The sequence below is a fragment of the Novosphingobium sp. BL-A-28-Hi1-0D genome (genome assembly GCF_055521755.1).
The window spans coordinates 3,140,478-3,161,171 of the sequence record NZ_CM145502.1; the positions used below are offsets into that span (position 1 = coordinate 3,140,478).

The 20,694-nt window shown below is 62.4% G+C and carries 13 protein-coding genes; 8 read left to right on the forward strand and 5 right to left on the reverse strand.

Annotation, left to right across the window (positions count from 1 at the left end):
• Nucleotides 1-3: 3 nt before the first annotated feature.
• Nucleotides 4-939 carry an intradiol ring-cleavage dioxygenase gene (locus ACZ1JW_RS15225; protein WP_465141193.1) on the reverse strand — a complete coding sequence of 312 codons (936 nt, stop codon included), beginning with the start codon at nucleotides 937-939 and terminating at the stop codon, nucleotides 4-6.
• Nucleotides 940-1,275: 336 nt separating this feature from the next.
• On the opposite strand from ACZ1JW_RS15225, the gene ACZ1JW_RS15230 reads away from it, so the two are divergent.
• The 3 genes from ACZ1JW_RS15230 to ACZ1JW_RS15240 are packed head-to-tail and all read left to right on the forward strand — an operon-like array spanning nucleotide 1,276 to nucleotide 5,854.
• A complete protein-coding gene (locus tag ACZ1JW_RS15230) occupies nucleotides 1,276-2,598 on the forward strand; it encodes an MFS transporter (RefSeq protein WP_465126372.1) in 1,323 nt (440 codons plus the stop codon).
• 8 nt (nucleotides 2,599-2,606) lie between these two features.
• Nucleotides 2,607-4,697 carry an alpha-galactosidase gene (locus tag ACZ1JW_RS15235; RefSeq protein WP_465141194.1) on the forward strand — a complete coding sequence of 697 codons (2,091 nt, stop codon included), beginning with the start codon at nucleotides 2,607-2,609 and terminating at the stop codon, nucleotides 4,695-4,697.
• 23 nt (nucleotides 4,698-4,720) lie between these two features.
• Nucleotides 4,721-5,854 (forward strand): glycoside hydrolase family 68 protein, encoded by a 1,134-nt coding sequence (locus tag ACZ1JW_RS15240; protein ID WP_465141195.1) that lies wholly within the window; start codon nucleotides 4,721-4,723, stop codon nucleotides 5,852-5,854.
• Nucleotides 5,855-5,869: 15 nt separating this feature from the next.
• Here the strand turns inward: ACZ1JW_RS15240 and ACZ1JW_RS15245 are convergent, their stop codons facing one another.
• Complete coding sequence (locus ACZ1JW_RS15245) at nucleotides 5,870-6,889, reverse strand: LacI family DNA-binding transcriptional regulator (protein ID WP_465141196.1); 1,020 nt, start codon at nucleotides 6,887-6,889, stop codon at nucleotides 5,870-5,872.
• A 319-nt stretch (nucleotides 6,890-7,208) separates the two neighbouring features.
• On the opposite strand from ACZ1JW_RS15245, the gene ACZ1JW_RS15250 reads away from it, so the two are divergent.
• The 4 genes from ACZ1JW_RS15250 to ACZ1JW_RS15265 all read left to right on the forward strand — a co-directional run bounded on the left by ACZ1JW_RS15250 (nucleotide 7,209) and on the right by ACZ1JW_RS15265 (nucleotide 14,036).
• Nucleotides 7,209-9,665 carry a TonB-dependent receptor domain-containing protein gene (locus ACZ1JW_RS15250; protein ID WP_465141197.1) on the forward strand — a complete coding sequence of 819 codons (2,457 nt, stop codon included), beginning with the start codon at nucleotides 7,209-7,211 and terminating at the stop codon, nucleotides 9,663-9,665.
• A 157-nt stretch (nucleotides 9,666-9,822) separates the two neighbouring features.
• Nucleotides 9,823-11,325 carry a tryptophan halogenase family protein gene (locus ACZ1JW_RS15255; RefSeq protein ID WP_465141198.1) on the forward strand — a complete coding sequence of 501 codons (1,503 nt, stop codon included), beginning with the start codon at nucleotides 9,823-9,825 and terminating at the stop codon, nucleotides 11,323-11,325.
• Entirely contained in the window at nucleotides 11,322-12,698 is a 1,377-nt protein-coding gene (locus ACZ1JW_RS15260) for a putative 2OG-Fe(II) oxygenase (RefSeq protein WP_465142787.1), read from the forward strand. Before ACZ1JW_RS15255 ends, ACZ1JW_RS15260 begins: the two co-directional genes overlap by 4 nt.
• Before the next feature lie 12 nt (nucleotides 12,699-12,710).
• Complete coding sequence (locus tag ACZ1JW_RS15265; protein WP_465141199.1) at nucleotides 12,711-14,036, forward strand: glycoside hydrolase family 32 protein; 1,326 nt, start codon at nucleotides 12,711-12,713, stop codon at nucleotides 14,034-14,036.
• Here ACZ1JW_RS15265 and ACZ1JW_RS15270 read toward each other — a convergent pair.
• From ACZ1JW_RS15270 to ACZ1JW_RS15280, 3 genes are all read right to left on the reverse strand, one after another.
• Nucleotides 14,015-14,914 carry an ROK family protein gene (locus tag ACZ1JW_RS15270; protein WP_465141200.1) on the reverse strand — a complete coding sequence of 300 codons (900 nt, stop codon included), beginning with the start codon at nucleotides 14,912-14,914 and terminating at the stop codon, nucleotides 14,015-14,017. The genes ACZ1JW_RS15265 and ACZ1JW_RS15270 overlap by 22 nt on opposite strands.
• Nucleotides 14,911-16,416, reverse strand: a complete 1,506-nt coding sequence (locus ACZ1JW_RS15275; RefSeq protein ID WP_465141201.1) for an MFS transporter — start codon at nucleotides 16,414-16,416, stop codon at nucleotides 14,911-14,913. Before ACZ1JW_RS15275 ends, ACZ1JW_RS15270 begins: the two co-directional genes overlap by 4 nt.
• 144 nt (nucleotides 16,417-16,560) lie before the next feature.
• Complete coding sequence (locus tag ACZ1JW_RS15280) at nucleotides 16,561-17,595, reverse strand: LacI family DNA-binding transcriptional regulator (RefSeq protein ID WP_465141202.1); 1,035 nt, start codon at nucleotides 17,593-17,595, stop codon at nucleotides 16,561-16,563.
• 353 nt (nucleotides 17,596-17,948) lie between these two features.
• On the opposite strand from ACZ1JW_RS15280, the gene ACZ1JW_RS15285 reads away from it, so the two are divergent.
• On the forward strand, nucleotides 17,949-20,663 hold the full coding sequence (locus ACZ1JW_RS15285) for a TonB-dependent receptor (RefSeq protein ID WP_465125942.1): 2,715 nt from the start codon (nucleotides 17,949-17,951) through the stop codon (nucleotides 20,661-20,663).
• Nucleotides 20,664-20,694 lie beyond the last annotated feature (31 nt).

Here is a 20,694-nt window from a genome sequence, read left to right on the forward strand (position 1 = left end):
CCTTCAGGTCGCTATTCCGATCGTCGTTGTTGCGGTGTAACCTCCCGAGACGGACCCGGTCATCGTTGGCGTCATGACGGCGAGTTGTGCACTCGTTGCATCGCTGAAGATATTGTCCGTCGAGGTTGAGTTGTTGCCATTGTTATAATTGGTCTGGCTCGTGGCGTATGCTGATGTTGCATAGACCGAAGCGCAGACGGCAGCAGGAATGGCAAACTGGGAAATGAGCCGCGCATAGCTGCCGCTGGTCGCCGTCGCGAGGCTAGAGAAAACCTCGAAATGGATATGAGGGTATCGGCCGTTGTAGCAACCCGGCACGATGGTCGTAAACGTGATTTGTCCGTTTGCGTCGGTGACTTGCACACCGCGCAAGTAGCTTTCGTTTGGCAAGTTGTAGAGCGAATAATTGCCGTCCTTGTCGCAGTGCCAGATGTAGATCGCGTAGCCTGAGAGTGGTGCGCAACCATTGTTCACATCGACGACGGTGATCGCGAACGTCATCGTTACGCCTGCCGCCGTCGCCGTGGAAGAACCGACAAAGCTCGAGCGGATGTCGCTACGAACAACGCCGGATGCTGTCAGGGCGTTCGAGGTAAGGCCAGAGGAGGTATTGGTCCCATCTGCGGGATACGGACCGTTAGTCTCGCTTGAGGGTGCTGTGCAGGTTCCGGATGTCGCTGTTGCGGTGGGGGTCGGAGTTGCGGTGGCTGTAGCTGTGGCTGTCGCGGTTGAAGTTGATACTGTGGTGCTCGCTGTTGTTCCGGTTCCATCGCTTCCGCCACAGCCGAACAGCAAGGCGCTGCCGCCAGCTGAACCGAACAGTGCGAGCGCCCTGCGTCGTCCTACCTGCAAGCGCTCGAAACGCCGGAGATCGGAGGCAAGGCCTTCGCCATCGTGATCGAGATCTGCCACGTCTTGGTTTTGCAAATGGTTGTGCATTTCCGAGCGTTCCCTTGTTTCTTGGCGGTTCCTCGCCGCTGATTAAACGGCGAGTTTTTCGCGATCCTTCAGGGCGCAAGCGCAATTTGCGTTCTTCAGGTGCAAGTGCATTGTCATTATTAGGATATTTCTTCAGTGATCGGCGCATCAAGGTTTCATCGGTCGAGTGCCATGCGTCGTCAAAAGCGCTCAGTCCAACTATATGCAATCGATTGTTGTCTTGGGGGTCAACCTATGGCATGAGCGATCAAGGGCTCAATAAGGCCCGGGGGAGAGCCGGACGTGGAAACTGCTAAGAACATGAGGCCGCATCTGCCATTGGCGCGGATACTGGAGATGAACCTCGGCTTCCTCGGTCTTCAGTTCAGCTTCGGTCTGCAGCAGGGGAACATGGGGCCAATCTACAGCTACCTCGGCGCCGACGAATCCCAGCTGCCGATGCTCCAGCTCGCTGGCCCGATCACCGGCCTGCTGGTGCAACCGATCATCGGTGCGATGAGCGATCGCACGAACAGCAAGTGGGGGCGTCGCACGCCCTACTTCCTTATCGGCGCGGTGCTCTGCGCATTCGGCCTGTTCTTCATGCCCCTGTCCAGCTCGATCCTCATGGCGATGTCGCTGCTGTGGATTCTCGATGCTGGCAACAACATCACCATGGAACCATACCGCGCCTACGTCTCTGACCGCTTGAACCCGGATCAGCGGCAAGCGGGCTTCCTGTCGCAGAGCGCATTCACGGGCCTCGCGCAAATGCTGGCATTTCTCACGCCGTCGCTGCTGGTCGGCCTCGGAATGAACCAGGACTGGGTCGATAGTCACGGCATCCCCTATACGGTTCGCATCGTCTTCATGGTCGGAGCGGTTCTCTCGCTCAGCACCATCCTGTGGTCCGTCCTGCGCGTGCCGGAATTGCCGCTCAGCCAAGAGGAACGCGCCCATATCGACGCTCAGCCCAAGGGCGCATGGGCCACGCTGCGCGAGATCGGCGAGGCCATTGCGGACATGCCCGTCGCCATGCGCAAGCTCGGCCTGATGAGCCTGTTCCAGTGGGTCGGCATGTCGGGCTACTGGACCTACGCGGTCTATTCGATCAGCCGCACGGTCTATGCTTCTACAGACGTCCACAGCAGCGCCTTCCATTCCGCTGTACTGACCAACGGCGAAGTTGCTGCTTTCTACAACGCCATCTCATTCGTGACGGCCTTCGCCATGGTCCCGCTGGTCAAGCGTATCGGTCCGGGGCCACTTCACGCCCTGTGTCTGTTCGCAGGCGGCGTTGGCATGTTCATCCTTCCCAATGTCACCGACAAGGCATTGCTGTTCCTGCCGGCCATCGGGATCGGCCTTGCCTGGGGCAGCATAATGGGCAACCCCTACGCGATCCTGACCAACTCGATCCCCCCGCAGCGTACCGGCGTCTACATGGGGATATTCAACATGATGATCGTCATCCCGATGCTGCTCTTCGCCGTGGTCATGAGCAGGCTTGACCTCGGGTTCGTTTCGATCGGCTTCGACGCGTACAAGCTCGCGCTTGGAGGCGATCCGCGCAACATGCTGATGTTCTGCGGTGCCTCGCTCGTGCTCGCCGGGTTTTCCGTACTCTGGGTGCGTGAGGGCAGGGTCAGTGCCATGCCGCAGGCGGCACTGGCGGCGTAATGGGCTCCATGATCGCCTTGAATGCGGGCGCAGGCTCGGTCGTCTGGGAACTGTGTGAAGGTGCCCCGCCGGTTTGGCGGCATTTCGGTACTGCAGTATCCACAGAGGGTCTGCCAGCCCTTGCCGACACGCGCGGCCCTGCATCATATTCGCTTGATCATGACGAGCCGCTTTGCGTAGCGCCGGTCTCGGGTCTGGGATGGTTCGGCCCGGAGGTCTTGCGCCTAAGTCGCAACGGGGCAGCATTGCCCGTCGCCTTCTCTTCGGTGGCTGTCTCGGAAGCCGACGGTAAGCTGACGGTCCGCTCGATCGACGCCAATGCTGGCGTGGAACTCGAGCAGGTCTTCGAAGTCGTCGGCGCAGCATACGTATGCCACAGCACCGTTCGCAACATCGGCGCGGTTCCGTTCGCCGTCGATTGGCTCGCGAGCGCACTCCTGCCGATCTGCGGCTCCGCACGGGAAATCATCTCGTGGCGAGGCCGTCACAACGCCGAACTGGTCGAATGCCGCGAACCTATGCCGCAGCAGGCCTGGGTCCGGGAAGTGCGTCGCGGCATTTCCGGTCATGGTGGACCGGGTGGCCTGTTCATTCTCGACGAAGGCGCAACCTTCCACGCGGGTCAAGTCCGTGCCCTGCAACTCGCATGGACCGGCGACAATCGCATCGCGGTGGAACGCGACGACGAAGGCTTCTGGACGCTTTCTGCGGGCGCGTTGCTGCAGCCGGGAGAGGTGGTGCTGGATCCAGGCGAAGGCTGGACTGCGCCAGACGCGATCGTCGCTGTTTCAAACACCGGTCGCAACGGCGCTGCATCAGCATTCCACAAAGCCGTCCGCGTTCGCTTGCGCTGGCCCGGTGGTGAAATGCGCCCACGTCCGGTGCATCTGAATTCGTGGGAAGCGTGCTACTTCGATCATGACGAGGAACGCATCATAGCGCTTGCCGAGGCCGCAGCATCGGTCGGCGTCGAACGCTTCATCCTCGACGATGGCTGGTTCCGCAACCGCGATGACGACACCGCAGGGCTTGGCGACTGGACGACCGATCCGCGCAAGTATCCGGGGGGCCTCAAGCCTCTGGCTGAACGGGTCAATGCCCTCGGCATGGAATTCGGACTCTGGGTCGAGCCGGAGATGATCAATCCTGACAGCGACCTCTACCGCTCCCATCCCGATTGGGCTCTGTCTTTGCCGGGACAGGACCGCCCGACGGCGCGGAATCAGTTGGTGCTCGACATGCGCCGGGAAGACGTGCGCGACTACCTGTTCGGATGCCTCGATGCGCTCCTGACAGAGCTTCCGATCACCTATCTCAAGTGGGACCACAATCGCGATCTTGCGCCTGCCGGAGGTGCCTCTCAGGTGCGGGGAGTCTACGATCTGCTCGCGAGAGTTCGCCGTTCGCACCCGGGAGTTGAGATAGAGTCCTGTGCCGGTGGCGGCGGGCGAAACGATGCTGGCATGGCCGACTATTGCCACCGCTACTGGACCAGCGACAACATTGATGCCGTAAGCCGCATCGGCGTACAACGCGGATTTCTCTCGTTTTTGCCACCCGAAGTGATGGGCTCGCACATCGCGGCCAGTCCCGCACATGCCACCGGCCGCCGCCATTCGCTCGCGTTCCGCGCGGCCATGGCAATGACCGGTCACCTCGGCGTCGAAATGGACCCGCGCACGCTGGCAGAAACTGAACGGACCGAACTCGCGGACTGGATTGCTTTTCACAAGCAATGGCGCGGACTGCTTCATGAAGGCAGGGTCTGGCTGGGTGAGGGGAGCGACGGGCTGCGCTGGCAGGCGCAGGGGCGCGAGGACGAACTGCTCCTTTTAGTGATCCGAGCAGAGCCGCCGTCCGATCGCCGCCCGCAGCCGCTACCGCTGCCTTTCTGCGCACGTTCAGGTACTTGGGATGTCAGCCTTCTGCGCATTGCAGGCGGCGAGGGCGGCCATGCCGCGCACACCACGCCACTGTTCGAAGCCATGAAGGCAGCGCCTCAACCATTCCCGGCCGATTGGCTCGCCGCCTCAGGGCTGCCGCTTCCACCGGGCAAGGCCGAGACCGTCACCATCTTCCATCTGCGCAAGCGCGCCTGACCACGAATTCCGGAAAGCTCCTGATGTCCGATATTTCTTCGTCGATTCAATCGATTGCTTCATTCGGTGCGAGCCGGTGGGAGCCAAGCGGCTATGGCGATTGTCCGCGTATTCCCCTTATCGGCAAGAATGACGTAATCCGCCTGTTCGACCATCTCGACTTGTGGGACTGCTGGCCTCTCGCGCACGAAGATGGCCGTACTGTCGAGCACCTGGGCCGCAACTGGTGGTTCTTCCTCTCCTCGCCGGTCTTTGCCGATCCGATCGAGCGGCACGGCCATGCTCGCATCCGCTTGATCTCCTTCGGCTCCGATGGATGGCGCGATCATGGCGATGCCTTTCCCGATGGGCTCACGCCCGGCAGCCGCGAATGGGCGGGCTGCGCCGTGCTGATGGACGACGGCTTAACCGTGCAGCATTTCTTCACCGCCGCAGGGCGGAGAGGTGAGGGGACGCAGAGTTTCGAGCAGCGACTTTTCTTGAGCGAAGGTCGCCTCGACAATGAGGGCCCCGGCCAGTGGCAGGCTCCGCGCGAAATCGTGGTGGCTGATGGCGTCCGCTATGTGCTGGACCGACAGAACACCGGTGCGCCGGGCTTGATCAAGGGCTTCCGCGACCCGGCATGGCTGCGCGATCCGGCGACGGGCAGGGCACACCTGCTGTTCACCGGCAGCGCCGCATGGTCGGACGACCCTTTCAACGGCAACATTGGAATTGCAACGTTGCACGAGGGCGAGTGGCAACTGGGCGATCCGCTCATCGAGGCCATTGGGGTCAACAACGAACTGGAACGTCCGCACGTCCTCGTCCGCGACGGTCGCTATTACCTGTTCTGGTCGACGCAGACGCACACCTTTGCTCCCGGCGCCGTTGCAGGACCCAATGGCCTCTACGGCATGGTTGCGGATCGTATCGAAGGGCCGTGGCGTCCGATCAACGGCAGCGGGCTCGTTGCGGCCAATCCGGATTCCGAGCCCAAGCAGTCCTACAGCTGGTGGGTGACGGGCGAGGCCGAAGTGTGGAGCTTTGTTGACTACTGGGGGATGGAAGGTCGGAACACGGCCGATAATCCGGAATTGCTGCGCAGCAACTTCGGGGGAACGCCCGCACCCCGGTTCAAGCTGAACTTCGAGGGCGACAGGGTGACAGTTGCCTGATCGGACGGCAGCGGATCAGGCGCTTTCGCGCTGGATCAGTTCAGGTTGCATGATCGTGGAGGGCGCGTACTCGCCGGCGATGCGACGGCGCAGCGTATCGACCATTGCGCGTGCACCCGCCGAGATGTCCTGACGGACAGTCGTCAACTGCGGCACCATTCGCGTGGCCAGTGGCAAGTCGTCGAACCCGGTTACGGCAACCTGCTCCGGCACGGAAACACCCCGCTCGTGCAGCAGCCGGATCGTGGTCATCGCGATGATGTCCGATGCACAGACGATACCATCGATCCGACCATCCAGTTCGTCGAGATGGCTGGCGATCTGGTTGGCCATCTCGTCGCTGGCGAGATGCGTCGGGAAGGCACGCAAGCTTGCGTCAGGAGCGCTGGACAAGGCCTGCTGCGCTCCCAGCAGCCGCTCTGCGATTTCCGGACCGTTCGTATCGCCGAAAAAGGCGAGCCGCTTTGCTCCGCGTGCCAGCAGCCGACGTGCCGCGAGTGTTCCGCCCGCAGCATTGTCCACCCCGACAGTGCACTGTGCCTGACCTTCGCGATGGCTGCCCCATACCACCAAGGGACGATAATGCTGCGCAACACGTTCGATCACGTCGAACTGGTTGGACTGGCCGATGACCAGAGCGCCATCGAGCATTCCCGAATCGACAATGCGGTCCAGCCACTCGTCGTCGCCGGGAATGACGCGAGAGAGCATAAGGTCGTGCCCGCTCTCGGTCAGTTCGTCTGCCAGGTAGCCGAAAAGCGTCATGAAGAAAGGGTCGGAGATATGCTGGCGGCGTTCGTGGCCGAGTGGAATCACCACTCCGATGACCCCGGTTTGCTGCGTGCGCAACCGGCGTGCCATCTGGTTTGGCCTGAAGCCATGTTCCCGCGCGAGCGCCTGAATGCGTTCGCGGGTTTCCTTGTTGACGAGTGACTTGTCTGCCAGCGCGCGGGAAACTGTCCCGGCTGAAACGCCAGCGATCCTGGCAAGTTCAGCAATATTCTTGATTTTGGCCGGTTTTTTTACGTCGTCCATGGAATCTGGATGTCCTGCGCAAGCGCTCCTGTGCGCGAACATGCGCAACGCCCCTGATGCTTTTGATGCGACGCTACCGACATCACTGTCAATCGTCTAGGTGCGCGTCGACTCTGGTGCGACCGGCTTTGTGTTGCACGAACGACACGATCAAACGAATTGCTGCAATCGATTGCGATTGTCGTTGCAAACGATTGTTACCGTGTTTATCGAGACGATGACTGATTCCTGCAGACGCTGCAGGAGCTTCTTGGTGGGAGGAAATATGAAGTTTACACCCCTTTTTGCGTGCGCATCTGTTGTCGCGCTTTCCAGCGCGATGCTGGCCTCGCCGGCATTTGCGCAGGATGCCGCGCAGGCTGATGCAGCCGAAACCGCTCCGGAAGCGGTTGGCCTTGACGCCATCGTCGTGACCGCCTCGGGCCGCGACAAGACCCAGCTCAACAGCGCTGTCTCGGTCAGCTCGATCTCCTCGGAAACGATTCAGGCGATCCGTCCGACCTCTGAAGCAGAAGTCTTCCGCGCCATCCCGGGTATCCAGGTTGCCGGTACTGCTGGTCCTGGCGGTAACTCCAACATCGCCGTTCGCGGCCTTCCGGTCGCCACCGGTGGCTCGCCGTTCGTGCAGATCCAGGAAGACGGCCTGCCCACCGTCCTGTTCGGCGACATCCAGTTCGGCAACAACGACTACTGGACCCGCTTCGACGGTTCGGTGCAGAACATCGAAGGCGTTCGTGGCGGTTCGGCCGGTACGTTCGCCTCGCAGGCTCCGGGCGCTGTGATCAACTACATCAGCCACACCGGCAAGCAGGAAGGCGGCTTCGTCTCGATCAACCGTGGTCTCGGCTACGACGAGACCCGCGCCGATTTCCGCTATGGCGGCCCGATCAACGACACGATGTACTTCCACGTCGGCGGTTTCGTGAAGACCGGCCGCGGTCCGCTCAAGGCTGACTACACCGTGTCGGAATCCTTCCAGGTCAAGGGCAACCTGACCAAGGAATTCAACGAAGGTCGCGGCTACTTCCGCCTGCTGTTCAAGGTCGCCGACACGCAGGAACCGAACTACACCGGTGCTCCTGCGCTCGCCACCATCACCGGCAAGAAGGTCACGAACATCCGTCCCTATCCGGGCTTCGACGGTCGTGACGCGTCGAACTACTCGATCTACAATCAGGACTTCCTGATCTACAACCGCGAGGGCAACCTCGAGCGCGTGAAGATGGACGGCATCACCACCAAGGCGCAGTCCTTCGGCAGCCAGTTCCACTACGAATTCGATGGTGGCTTCACCGTCGACAACAACATGCGCTACACCAACATGAGCGGCGCGTTCGCCTCGCCGTTCCTGAATACCGCGCTGACTTCGTCGGTGCTCGGCTCGAACGTAAACGGCAGCACGGTTGCTGCGATCCGCTATGCCAGCGGTCCCAAGGCCGGGCAGCTGTTCACCGACCGCTACCTGGACAACAACGTCAACGTCCGCACCAACATCCGTGACATCGGCAGCTTCGCCAATGACCTCACGGTGGCCGGCAAGTTCGATGTCGCATCGGGCAAGCTGACCACGCGCGCCGGTCTGTTCTACATGAACCAGAAGATCGCGATGGACTGGCACGTCAACAAGTCGCTGCGCGAACTCAACGGCGACAACCCTTCGCAGCTCGACCTGTTCGACAGCGCGGGCAACAAGCTGACGCAGGCTGGCACCTCGGGCTACAACAACAACTGGGGCAACTGCTGCGCTCGTGACTACGACTTGTCGTATGCCAACACCGCGCCGTACCTCTCGCTCGATTTCGACCATGACCAGTTCGGTCTGGACGGTTCGGTCCGCTTCGAGCGCATCAAGTCGACCGGCTATGCCATCGGCGGCGGCAGCGAGTTCCCGATCAACAGCGGCGGCGTCACCATCCCGGCGATCACGGCCGATGGGGTCCGCGAGAACCTGAACTACACCCGCAGCTACACCTCCTGGACTGTCGGTGCCCTGTTCAAGGCGACCTCGAACCTGACGATCTTCGCCCGCACGTCGCGTGGTGGCCGCTTCAACAGCGACCGCCAGACCCTCGGTGGCAAGATTCGCAACGACGGTGCCCTGTGCCGCGCCAGCGACATCGGCAGCAACGGTTGTTCGGCCGATGGCGTGACGCCTTCGGTGGACTTCGTCACCCAGCACGAACTCGGCATCAAGAGCCGTGGCGATCTGCTTGGCGGCCAGTTCACCATGGAAATGACGCTGCTCAAGGGCAACTTCAAGCAGTCGACCTACGAACTCTCGGCAACGCGTTGCCCCGGCGGTGCCGGCGGTTGCGTAATCGACGCCAAGTTCAAGTCGACCGGCGCGGAGTTCTTCGCGACCTACCGCAACGGTGGCTTCAGCTTCGTCGGCAACGCCACCTACTCGAAGGCAAAGCGCCAGTCGGCGGGGGCAACCTCCTACTCGCGTTCGCCGAACCTGCCAGACCTGATCTACACCGCTTCGGCCAACTACGACTTCGGCGATCTCGTCACGGTCGGCCTGGCGATGACCGGTCAGACCAGCGCGATCGACGATGGCGGTTTCGAGTACCCGGGCAAGGCGATCTTCAACCCGTCGCTCCGCGTCTATCCGGTGAAGAACCTCGAACTCGGCCTTCAGGTGTACAACGTGTTCGACACCTTCGACCTGCGCGGCAACGGCGGCATCGCCGATGCCTCGGTGAACCCCACCGTGATCGGCGGCGCCCCGGCACTGGGACGCACCGTTTCGGCCTCGGTTCGCTACAACTTCTGATGTTGGCGGGAGGAGGACCAGACGCCTCCTCCCGTCCACTTCGGGTCGCATGAGGGAGGGGCGGGGCGCTTGTGCGTTTCCGCCCTTCCGTTCCAATATCGCCGCGAGAGCGATTGGTGATAAGAGGCGAAGGGACGCCAAGGAGAGGCAAGACCGAATGAGCAACCCAGACCTCATGATCCGCTCCGTCGCCGTGATCGGCGGAGGCACCGCAGGCTGGATGAGCGCCGCCGCGCTGGCACAGGCCTTGCGGCACAACTGCAGCATAACGCTGGTTGAGTCCGACGAGATCGGTACGGTCGGAGTGGGCGAGGCGACAATCCCGCCGATCCGCACCTTCAACGAAACCCTGCAGATCGACGAGCGCGAGTTCGTCCGCAAGACCAAGGGCTCGTTCAAGCTCGGCATCGAATTCGTCGACTGGGGAAGCCTGGGCAACAGCTACTTCCACCCCTTCGGTCCGCATGGCCGCGCCTTCGATATCGTCAACCTGCACCACTACTGGCTGCGCGCGCGCGAAGCAGGCGAGACGGCGCCGCTGGACGAGCATTCGATGGCCTGGGCGCTGGCAAAGGAAAACCGCTTTGCGCCGCCGATGCCGGATCAGCGCAACGTGCTGTCGACCTTCGACTACGCCTATCACTTCGACGCCGGGCTCTACGCACGGTTCCTTCGCGAGTACTCCGAAGCCAAGGGAGTGACACGGATCGAGGGCAAGGTCGCCAGCGTCGAGCAGAACGCCGAGACCGGCTTCGTCACCGGCGTGACGCTTGACGACGGTCGCAAGGTCGAAGGTGAGCTCTTCGTCGATTGCTCGGGCTTTCGCGGCCTTCTCATCGAGGGCGCGCTCAAGGCCGGGTACGAGGACTGGACGCACTGGCTCCCCTGTGACCGCGCCATGGCAGTCCCGTGCGAGAATGCAGGGCCGCTTACGCCCTACACCCGCTCGACCGCGCGCGAGGCGGGCTGGCAGTGGCGCATTCCGCTGCAGCATCGCACCGGCAACGGCTATGTCTTCTGCAGCCAGTTCCTGTCCGAGGACGAAGCCGCCGAGAAGCTGCTCTCGCGCCTCGATGGCAAGGCCTTGGCCGATCCGCGTCCGCTGCGCTTCGTCACGGGGCGGCGCAAGACGTTCTGGGAGAAGAACGTCATTGCCGTCGGGCTTTCCAGCGGGTTCATGGAGCCGCTGGAGTCGACCTCGATCCACCTGATCCAGGCCGGCATCTCCAAACTGCTGGCGCTCTTCCCGGATCGCACTTTCGATCCGCTGGTGATCGAGGAATACAACCGCATCGCGGTGGGCGAGTACGAGCGCATCCGCGACTTCCTCATCCTCCACTACAAGCTGACTGATCGCGACGATTCCGAACTGTGGCGGTACTGTGCGGCCATGGACATTCCTGACACGCTCCACACCAAGATCGAGCATTTCCGGCGATACGGACGACTTGTGCAGCGTGACGCCGACCTGTTCGGCGCGCCTTCGTGGCTCGCCGTGCACATCGGGCAGGGCAACATCCCCGAGCGCACCGATCCGCTGGCGGATTACCGCGGCATCGACGGTCGCGAATGGCTTGGCAAGTTGCGCGCGGCGATGCACCACGCGGCCTTGCAGCAACCGACACACGAGCAGTTCATAGCGGCCAATTGCGCCGCATGAGTGACGCGCAGAGCCTGTTCCAAAGCGCTATTGCCGCGCGAGAGGCGCAGGACATGAGCGGCGCTCTGAACGCGATCCTCATGGCCGCCAAAGCTGCGCCCAATGACCCCAACGTTGCCCTCGGTCTCGCGCAGATATCGTTCGAGGCCGGGCTCGATGCCGCCGATCTCTATGCCCGCGCGGCCCAGCTGCAACCACAGCGGATCGACCTTCAGCGCAGCCGTGCAACCGCGCTTGCGGCTGAAGGCCGACAAGGCGAGGGCGAAGCCCTGCTCGAAGCGGTACTTGCCGCCAATCCGGGTTGGATCGACGGCCATCGCTGCCTGAGCGGAATGCGGGCCACGGCCGGTGATCCCGATTTTGCTCGCAGCCTTCCCGCAGCAATTGCCCGCGATCCCGAAAACTTCGGCCTGCGGATGGCATGGTTCCACGTGCTGTCCACGGCAAAGCTGTGGGACGCGGCGAGGGCAGTGATTGCTGATGCCGAAGAGCGTCTCGGTGAACGACAGGCGTCCTTGCTCGGCAAACTGTTCATCGCCAGCGAAAGCGGTGAGGCAGCGGATGACCCAACACTGTTCGATTCCGTCGAGCATGTCACGGACGTCGGGCTGGATATCGCGAAGGTTCGCCATTTCCTGCGCGGCGGCCAGATTGAGCGCGCGCGCGATGTCTGTCTGAAGCATTTCGGCAAACCAGCGATGCGCGCATTCTGGTCGTATCTCTCGCTCGCCTGGCGGCTGCTGGGAGACAAGCGGGTCGACTGGCTTGATGGCGCAATGCGCGACGTGCGCAGCTTTGACCTCGACTTCACGCCCGCTGAATTGGGCGAACTGGCGGTAACCCTGCGTCGGCTTCACACCATGCAACAGCCATGGCACGAGCAGTCCGTTCGTGGCGGAACGCAGACAGAGCGGCCGCTATTGCTGCGGATCAACCCTGTAATTGCAGCGGCGCGGCTACGCATCGAGAACGCGGTGCAGCGCTACATAGCAGAACTTCCCGCAGCCGATCCCGCGCACCCCCTGCTTGCCGCACCGCGCGGTCGGTTTCTGTTTGCAGGAAGCTGGTCAGTGAAGCTGCGTCCGGGCGGCTTCCACGCGATGCACACCCATCCCATGGGCTGGATCAGTTCTGCACTTTATGTGACGGTCCCCAATGCTGCCGATCTTGGTCCACCACCTTCGGGCCATCTCCAGTTCGGCGCACCTCCTCCGGAATTGAACCTGCCGCTTGATCCCTATGGCGCGATCGAGCCCAGGCCGGGGCGATTGGCGCTGTTCCCGTCAACAATGTGGCACGGCACCGCGCCATTTGCCGACGGCGAGCGCATGACCATCGCCTTCGACGTCATCCCCGCAGCTCCGCGATCCTGATGAAAGCCTGACATGCGCCCCCGCTACCACTATGCCCCTGCCGCCAATTGGCTGAGCGATCCCAATGGCCTCGTCTGGCAGGACGGCGAATGGCACATGTTCTACCAGTACAACCCGTTCGGTGAGGAATGGGGGCATATGTCGTGGGGCCATGCGGTCAGCACAGATCTGGCGAGCTGGCAGGAACTCCCGGTCGCGCTGGCCGAAACCGACCAGACGATGATTTTCTCCGGTTCGGCCGTCATCGATCGCGATGACACGGCGGGTTTCGGCAGGAATGCCATGGTCGCTGTCTATACCGGTGCGCGCACCGACCGCCTGCATCAGTTCCAGTGCCTTGCATCGAGCACTGATCGCGGGCGTACCTTCGATAAGTTCGTCGGCAATCCCGTGCTCGACCGACAGATGGCCGACTTCCGTGATCCGAGCGTCTTCTGGCACGAAGCGAGCGGTCAATGGATCATGGCCGTGGTCCTCTCGGACGAGAACCGCGCTCTGCTCTACGGCTCACCCGACCTGAAACGCTGGACCGAACTTTCGGAAATCCCGCGCGACGGTGCTCCGGGCCACTTGTGGGAATGCCCGTTCCTCGTCGAGCTGCCGATCGAGGGCAGCAGCGAAACGCGCTGGTTGTTCAAGGTCGACGTGCTCTCAGGCGCACCGGGATCTGGCGCGCTCTATCGCATCGGCAGGTTCGACGGCCAGCGCTTCACGCCGGAAAGCGGATGGCTGGTGGCCGACTACGGCGACGAGTTCTACGCCGCCATCGGGTGGACCGAACCGCGCGATGCCAAGGGGCGTCCGACGTGGATCGGATGGATGGGCAATCACGCGGTGCAGAAGCACCTGCCGTTGCAAGGCTGGCGTGGCGCAATGAGCCTTCCCCGCCGCTTGTCCTTGCGTCAGCAGGAAAGCGGCTTGCGTCTTGTGCAGGAAATCGAGCCTGCCTGCGCAGCGAGGTTCTCCCCGCCCGAGCGCTTTGCAATGGGGGAGGGGTGCCGTCCCGTTCCGGCTGCTTCGCTGCTGGAGCTGCCGGGGGTTGGAAACCTGCAGCTCACCCTGACTGACGACTTTGGTCGGAGCCTCGCAGTCACGCTTGATCATGGCCGCTTGTCCGTCGTCCGCACCGATCCCATGACCTCGCAACTGAACCGCACGAGTGACATGTCTGTCGCCGCAGATGCCCCGATCCGTGTTTGGCTCGACAGCGGCAGTATCGAGGTGCTTGCCTCGAGCGGGGCAGACAGCCTTACCTTGCAACATCGCCTCGCCGGCGAGGCTTGGGCCCTGCGCGGCGAAGGCGTGTTGTCCGTGCGCTACTTCGACGCCAGCGCCTGACGTCCGAGTTCGATGGCGCCGGTGATCCCGGCGTCGTCGCCAAGACCCGGCGTGACGATGTAGCTTTCAAGTCCTGCGTCGAGCCGCGGGTGCTGCACATACCCGTTGAGCTTTGCAGCAGTCGCCCCGCGCACGGCTTCGACCAGACCGGGCGCCTTCATCACGCCGCCACCGAAGATCAGGCGGTCAGGCATGTGCAGCAGGACCAGCGTGCTGGCCAGATGGGCGATGTAGTCCGCCACGATGGTCACCTCGTCAGGCCCGAGCTGGTCAAGGCTGCGCCCCCAGCGACGTTCGATGGCCGGGCCGCAGGCAAGGCCTTCGATGCAGTCGCCGTGATAGGGGCAGATGCCGGGGAAGGGATCGCGCGCAAGATCGCGGGGCGGCACGATGTGGCCACTCTCGAAATGCGAGATACCCATCAACGAGCGCCCTTCACGCACGACGCCCGTGCCAACGCCTGTCCCGATCGTCGTGTAGGCCAGGGTGCGGCAGCCTTGACCAGCGCCTGCCATCCATTCGCCGATTGCGGCGCCGTTCACGTCGGTATCGACCTTGATCGGAGCACCGAAGCCGGAGAGCGCATCGTGGAACCTTGCGCCTGCCCATCCGGCCTTGGGCGTGGTCGTGAATGTGCCATAGGCACCCGACGTGGGATCGATGTCGATCGGACCGAAGCTGGCTACGCCGAAGGCCGCGATCGGGCCGTGCTCTGCGCTCGCCGCTTCGAAGAACGCCCGCATGGCAGGCCAGGTTTCGACCGGCGTGTTTGTCGGCATGCGCGTGCGGGCAAGTATCTCACCCTCTTGCGTGGCGAGTGCCAGCACGAACTTGGTGCCACCTGCCTCTACCGCACCGATCAGACCTGTGTCGCTCATTCGCCCGAAACCCTCGCGTTTTCCTTGACCAGGAACATGGCGGCAGCCGCAGCCGCCATCATCAGACTTGCCACAAGCATCGTCCAGCGAGGCTCGCCGGGGAAGAAGCTGCGCATCACGCCACCCATCAGTGTTGCTACCACCAGTTGCGGAATCACGATGAAGAAATTGAAGATGCCGATATAGATCCCAAACTTTCGCGGCGGCAGCACGCGCGTGAGGATCACATAAGGCATCGACAGGACCGAAGCCCAGGCAATGCCCATGCCGACCATCGGCAGCAGCAGCAGGGCCGGATCTCGGATCAGCAGCAAGCCGACAAAGCCCGCTGCTCCGCACAAGAGTCCGACGGCGTGCGTCGCTGCATTGCCAATGCGTCGCGCCAGCACCGGCAGCAAAAATGCAGCAAGTGCAGCAACCCCGTTGTAGAATGCGAACATGACGCCAACCCAGTCTGCCCCTTCGTTGAAGGCGGCGCTGGCAGTATCGGTCGTCCCGAAGGCTTGAGCGGTAACGACCGGCGTCGTGTATATCCACACGATGAAGAAGCCGATCCAGGTAAAGAACTGCGCGAACGCCAGTTGACGCATCTGGACCGGCATCTGTGCCAGATCGCTAACGATATGCGCCAGCGCGCCCTTGGCCGAAGTCGCCCGCACACCGATCTGCATCAGGCCGAAAGCTGTCAGCCCGGAACCAAGAACGTAAAGCTGCTTGTCGAGTCCCAGCGAGGCCACCAGTGCCAGCAGCACGATGCCCGCGATGACCCACAAGGGGCCACTGCGAGGATAGACCAGCGGCTCATGCTGCGCAGTACCTGCCTCGAAGGTTGCCCCTTCGAACGCCGCCATTTCGTCGGGCGAGTATTCTCGCACGCGCAATACCGTCCAGCCAACGCTCAGCACCATTGCCGCAGCACCGAGATAGAAGCTGTATCGCACCGACGGCGGAATCACCCCTTCAGGCGCGACATTGGCAATGCCGAGCCAATTGAACAGGGCAGGTGCAAGGCTCCCCAGAACCGCGCCTGCACCGATGAAACATGTCTGGAAGGCAAAGGCCTGCGCGCGCTGGTCGTCGGGCGTCATGTCTCCCGCAAAAGCGCGGAACGGCTCCATCGCCACGTTGAGCGATGCGTCGAGCATCCACAGGAACGCGGCGGCCAGTAGCAGCAGTCCGGTATTCGGCAACCCGATCAGTGCGAGTGCGGCCAGCACCGCACCTGCCAGAAAATAGGGACGTCTCCGACCGAGCCATCCCCAGGTGCGGTCGGAATGATACCCGATCAACGGCTGCACGATCAGCCCGGTGACTGGTCCTGCGATCCACAGGAAAGCCAGATCGTCGACGTCGCTGCCCAGTGACTGGAAGATGCGGCTGACGTTGGCGTTCTGCAGGGCGAATGCGATCTGGATGCCGAAGTAGCCGAAGCTCACATTCCACAGACCCCAGAATCCCTGCCGAGGCTTCTGTCTTGCCGCTTGCGCTAGTTGTGCAGTCATCGGCTCTCCGTGATCGCAGTCGAGGCTGCGGGGCAGGGCCGTCTGACGCGGCCTTGGGACTGGTTCAGGTGCGCCGAAGTCGCAGAATACCGGGCTTGCTGCAATCGATGCGCATACGAATACCAAACAAATGCGCGATGAGAATCAGCCGCCGCTGCTGGCCCGGACCACCAGTCTTGCCGGAAGAACACGCGGATTGGGCGGGCGTCCCTCGACCTGCGCGAGTACGCTTTCGACCAAGGCTTCACCGGCCAGGCGGATGTCCTGCATGAGCGTCGTCAGCGGCGGAGACGTGAAGGCCGCCGCTGGAATGTCGTCGAAGCCAACGACCGCAACATCGCCCGGTACGGAAAGTCCGGCTTCGGCCAGGGCACGCATCGCGCCGATCGCGATCAGGTCGCTCGCCGCAAAGATGGCATCGAATGGCGCGCCCTTCGCCAGCAATTCCCGCGCCGCCCGGTAGCCCACTTCCTCCGACGAAACCGCATCAACCACGAGCGAGCGATCCGCTGCGAGACCTGCGGTCGAGATCGCCTTGGCAAGCCCCGCATAGCGCTGCTCGAATTCGGGATAATGCGAATCTGCCTGGCCCAGAAACGCGATCCGCTTGCGCCCGCGCGCCAGAAGGTGCTCACCGGCCAGTCTTCCCGCACCAAAGTTGTCCGATCCGACCGTGGCGCCGATGGTTCCCTGATCGACCGAACCCCAGCGCACGAAATGCGTGCCGGACTTGATCAGCTGCCGCAGGCGCGGCTCGTAGGCGGTGTAGTCGCCGTAACCCAGCAGGATCAGCCCGTCGGCGCGATGGCTGTCCTGATAGCGCTTGTGCCAGTCATCATCGAGCTTCTGGAACGAAATCAGCAGGTCCAGTCCGCGGTTGGCGCAATGGCGGGTGATCGATCCCAGCATGGCCAGGAAGAACGGGTTGATGTTGGATTCGTCGGGCGTCGGGTCCTCGAAGAACAACAGCGCCAGGGTGTTTGACCGCTGCGAGCGGAGCGACGAGGCGTTCTTGTCGACGGTATAGTTGAGTTGCCGCGCAATCGCCTCGATCTTCTGACGGGTTGCCAGACTGACAGACTTGCTTCCGCGCAGCGCACGACTGACCGTCGGCTGCGATACGCCTGCCAGATAAGCAATGTCGAAACTGGTTGGTTTGTTGGATGGCTTTCGCCCCATATCCCCGTCTCTCCCACCGCCCGGTGTGGTCCCGTGGTCGGTCGTCGAGGACTGTATGCGTGAACTGCGGCTCATGCAATGGCACCGGTCCAACGTGCTCCAGAAGTGCGGGAAATGCTGGAAATTCCATGGTTTTGATGGAGCATTGGGTAGTGACGGAAAACCATCATCTGAAACCAATCAACGCATAGTATACGTATGCCATATTCGTCATTCTTCATCACGCCATTAAACCGAAACGGAGCGGAAGGCCGGGATCAGCGGCACCGTCCGATCAGATCAGGTTTCAATCGATCAAGGTTCAGGGCCGGGCAGCCCTATTCTGGGTCCGGCTTGGGGGAGTGAATTTCAACATGGCATTTCGCAATCTAACCGCTGTCGCGGGCGTATCGCTCGCCGCCATCACTGTCGCACTCGCGGCGAACCCGGCGATGGCGCAGGACGCCGCGCAGGATCAGGCCCAGGCCACCGACGCCGCTCCCGAAGGTCAGGAACAGGCCATCGTCGTGACCGGCTTCCGCGCCGCGCTCGCCACTGCGGTCAACGTCAAGAAGACCTCGCCTGTCATCGTGGAATCGGTTTCGGCCGAAGACATCGGCCGCCTGCCGGATGCTTCGATCGGTGAATCAATCGCCCGCCTGCCGGGCCTGACCACCCAGCGCCTGTTCGGTCGCGCCAACTCGATCGCCATTCGCGGTTCGAGCGCAGACCTGTCCTCGACCACCCTCAACGGCCGTCCGCAAACTTCGACGGGCGAGCAGCGCAACGTCGAGTTCGACCAGTTCCCTTCGGAAATCGTCAGCCGGGTGGACGTCTACAAGACGCCGCAGGCCAATCTCGTCCATCAGGGCCTCGTTGGCACTGTCGACATCAAGACGATCCGTCCGCTGGAATTCGGCAAGGGCCTGCTCTCGTTCGGTGGCCGTGGCACCTACGCCGATCTCGGCAAGGTCAACAAGGACAGCAACGAGTTCGGTTACCGCGCCACGGCGACCTACGTCGGCCAGTTCATGGAAGACCGCCTCGGCGTCGCCCTTTCGGCGGCCTACACCGACGAGCCCTACCAGGCACAGGAATTCGAAGCCTGGGGTTATGCCGACGGCCCGAACAGCACCAAGATCATCGGCGGCATGAAGCCGTTCGGCGTTTCGACCCAGCTCAAGCGCCTCGGCGTCCAGGGCACCGTGCAGTTCAAGCCGGTCGACGAACTGACCCTTACGGTCGATGCCTTCTACGGCAACTTCAAGGACAAGCAGATCAAGCGCGGGATCGAATTCCCGCTTGCATGGAGCGGCGCGCAGCTTTCGCCCACAGGCATCGAGACCAACGGCAACCTCATCACCAATGGCACGTTCTCGGGCGTCGAGGCGGTGGTCAACAACCACGGCTACCAGCGTAATTCCGACATCTTCTCGGGTGGCTTCAACGCAGCTTGGGCCGGTGAGGACGGTTGGTCTGCCTCGTTCGACTTCGGCTATTCGAAGACCGACCGCAGCGAGCTGAGCCTTGAAACCAACGCAGGCACTGGCCCGGGCGGTGGTAATGGCGCGACCGACACGCTCACCTTCGTCAGCGGACCGACTGGCACCAGCTTTACCAGCCACACGCTCGATTACGGAAACTACAACACCATCCTGCTGACCGACCCGCTTGGCTGGGGCGGCGGAGCGCCCAAGGGCTCGCAGGAAGGCTACTACAACGACCGTATCATCAACGACGAGATCAAGAGCTTCCAGGTCGAAGTCGGCAAGGAGCTCGAGGACAGCTTCCTGTCGAAGGTCACCGTCGGTACGGCCTACGTCGACCGCACCAAGGGCAAGACACCCGAGGAGTACTTCCTCAACCTTGCAGGCGGCGTGAAGTCGCTGGTCGTTCCCGAGAAGTACCGCACGGGCGCGACGGATCTCAGCTTCATCGGCGCAGGCCCGATCATCGGCTACGATCCGTTCAAGATGCTCGAGGACGGCGTCTACGTTAAGACGCTCAACGCATCGAAGGACGTGCCCGCCAAGGCCTACTCGGTCACCGAGCGCGTGATGTCGATCTACATCAAGGGCGATCTCAAGGCCTCGCTCGGCGACGTCGAGATGGACGGCAACGTGGGTCTGCTTGCGCAGAACACCGAGCAGAAGTCGCGTGGCTTCGTGAACCTTGCCGCTGCCTCGCTGGTACCGACGGTCCGTGGCGCGCGCTACTGGGACTTCCTGCCGAGCCTCAACCTGAACTTCCGCATTCCGGGTGACTGGGTGGTCCGCTTTGCCGCCGCCCGCGAAATCCAGCGTCCACGCTTCGAGGACATGAAGGTCAGCCTCGATTACAGCTACAACATCAACAGCGGCGTGATCACCGGTAACGGCGGCAACCCGCAACTGCGTCCATATCGGGCCTGGGCTGCCGACCTGAACTTCGAGAAGTATTTCGGCCGCAAGGGCTACATCGGCCTGCAGATGTTCTACAAGAAGCTCGACAACTACATCTACAAGGACGTTGTCCCCTACGACTACACCGGCCTGCCGATTGTCGCGCCGGTTCCGATCACCAACTACGTCGGCACCATCAACACCGCAGTCAACGGTACCGGTGGCAAGCTCTATGGCGTCGAACTCGCCGGCACCCTTCCATTCGAGGTCATCACCCCGGCACTCGAAGGCTTTGGCTTTACCGGTGGCGTGGGCTACACCAAGACCTCGATCAAGCCGGGTCCGAATGCAAACGCGATGGATCTGCCGGACTATTCGCGCTGGGTTGCTTCGGGCACGCTGTTCTTCGAGAAGGCAGGCTTCAACGCTCGCGTCTCGGCTCGTCACCGCTCATCGTTCCAGGGCATCTTCGTCGGCTTCGGTGGCGAGCGTGAACTGCGCCGTGCTCTGAAGGAAACCATTGTCGACGCTCAGGTCGGCTATGACTTCAAGGACACGAGCCCGCTGCACGGCTTGTCGCTGTTCGTCCAGGGCCAGAACCTGACCGACGAGCCGTTCGTCTCGGTGGACAACGGGGCTCCGCTCCAGATCCGCAACTACCAGACCTATGGCCGCCGCTTCATGGCCGGGTTCAACTACAAGTTCTGATCCCTCCGGAGGGGGCGGCCTCATCCGCCCC

Excerpts from the sequence above, each read along its gene's own strand:
- ACZ1JW_RS15225 (WP_465141193.1), bottom strand. The coding sequence starts at position 939 with ATGCACAACCATTTGCAAAACCAAGACGTGGCAGATCTCGATCACGAT.
- ACZ1JW_RS15230 (WP_465126372.1), top strand. The coding sequence starts at position 1,276 with ATGAACCTCGGCTTCCTCGGTCTTCAGTTCAGCTTCGGTCTGCAGCAG.
- ACZ1JW_RS15235 (WP_465141194.1), top strand. The coding sequence starts at position 2,607 with ATGATCGCCTTGAATGCGGGCGCAGGCTCGGTCGTCTGGGAACTGTGT.
- ACZ1JW_RS15240 (WP_465141195.1), top strand. The coding sequence starts at position 4,721 with ATGTCCGATATTTCTTCGTCGATTCAATCGATTGCTTCATTCGGTGCG.
- ACZ1JW_RS15245 (WP_465141196.1), bottom strand. The coding sequence starts at position 6,889 with ATGGACGACGTAAAAAAACCGGCCAAAATCAAGAATATTGCTGAACTT.
- ACZ1JW_RS15250 (WP_465141197.1), top strand. The coding sequence starts at position 7,209 with ATGCTGGCCTCGCCGGCATTTGCGCAGGATGCCGCGCAGGCTGATGCA.
- ACZ1JW_RS15255 (WP_465141198.1), top strand. The coding sequence starts at position 9,823 with ATGAGCAACCCAGACCTCATGATCCGCTCCGTCGCCGTGATCGGCGGA.
- ACZ1JW_RS15260 (WP_465142787.1), top strand. The coding sequence starts at position 11,322 with ATGAGTGACGCGCAGAGCCTGTTCCAAAGCGCTATTGCCGCGCGAGAG.
- ACZ1JW_RS15265 (WP_465141199.1), top strand. The coding sequence starts at position 12,711 with ATGCGCCCCCGCTACCACTATGCCCCTGCCGCCAATTGGCTGAGCGAT.
- ACZ1JW_RS15270 (WP_465141200.1), bottom strand. The coding sequence starts at position 14,914 with ATGAGCGACACAGGTCTGATCGGTGCGGTAGAGGCAGGTGGCACCAAG.
- ACZ1JW_RS15275 (WP_465141201.1), bottom strand. The coding sequence starts at position 16,416 with ATGACTGCACAACTAGCGCAAGCGGCAAGACAGAAGCCTCGGCAGGGA.
- ACZ1JW_RS15280 (WP_465141202.1), bottom strand. The coding sequence starts at position 17,595 with ATGGGGCGAAAGCCATCCAACAAACCAACCAGTTTCGACATTGCTTAT.
- ACZ1JW_RS15285 (WP_465125942.1), top strand. The coding sequence starts at position 17,949 with ATGGCATTTCGCAATCTAACCGCTGTCGCGGGCGTATCGCTCGCCGCC.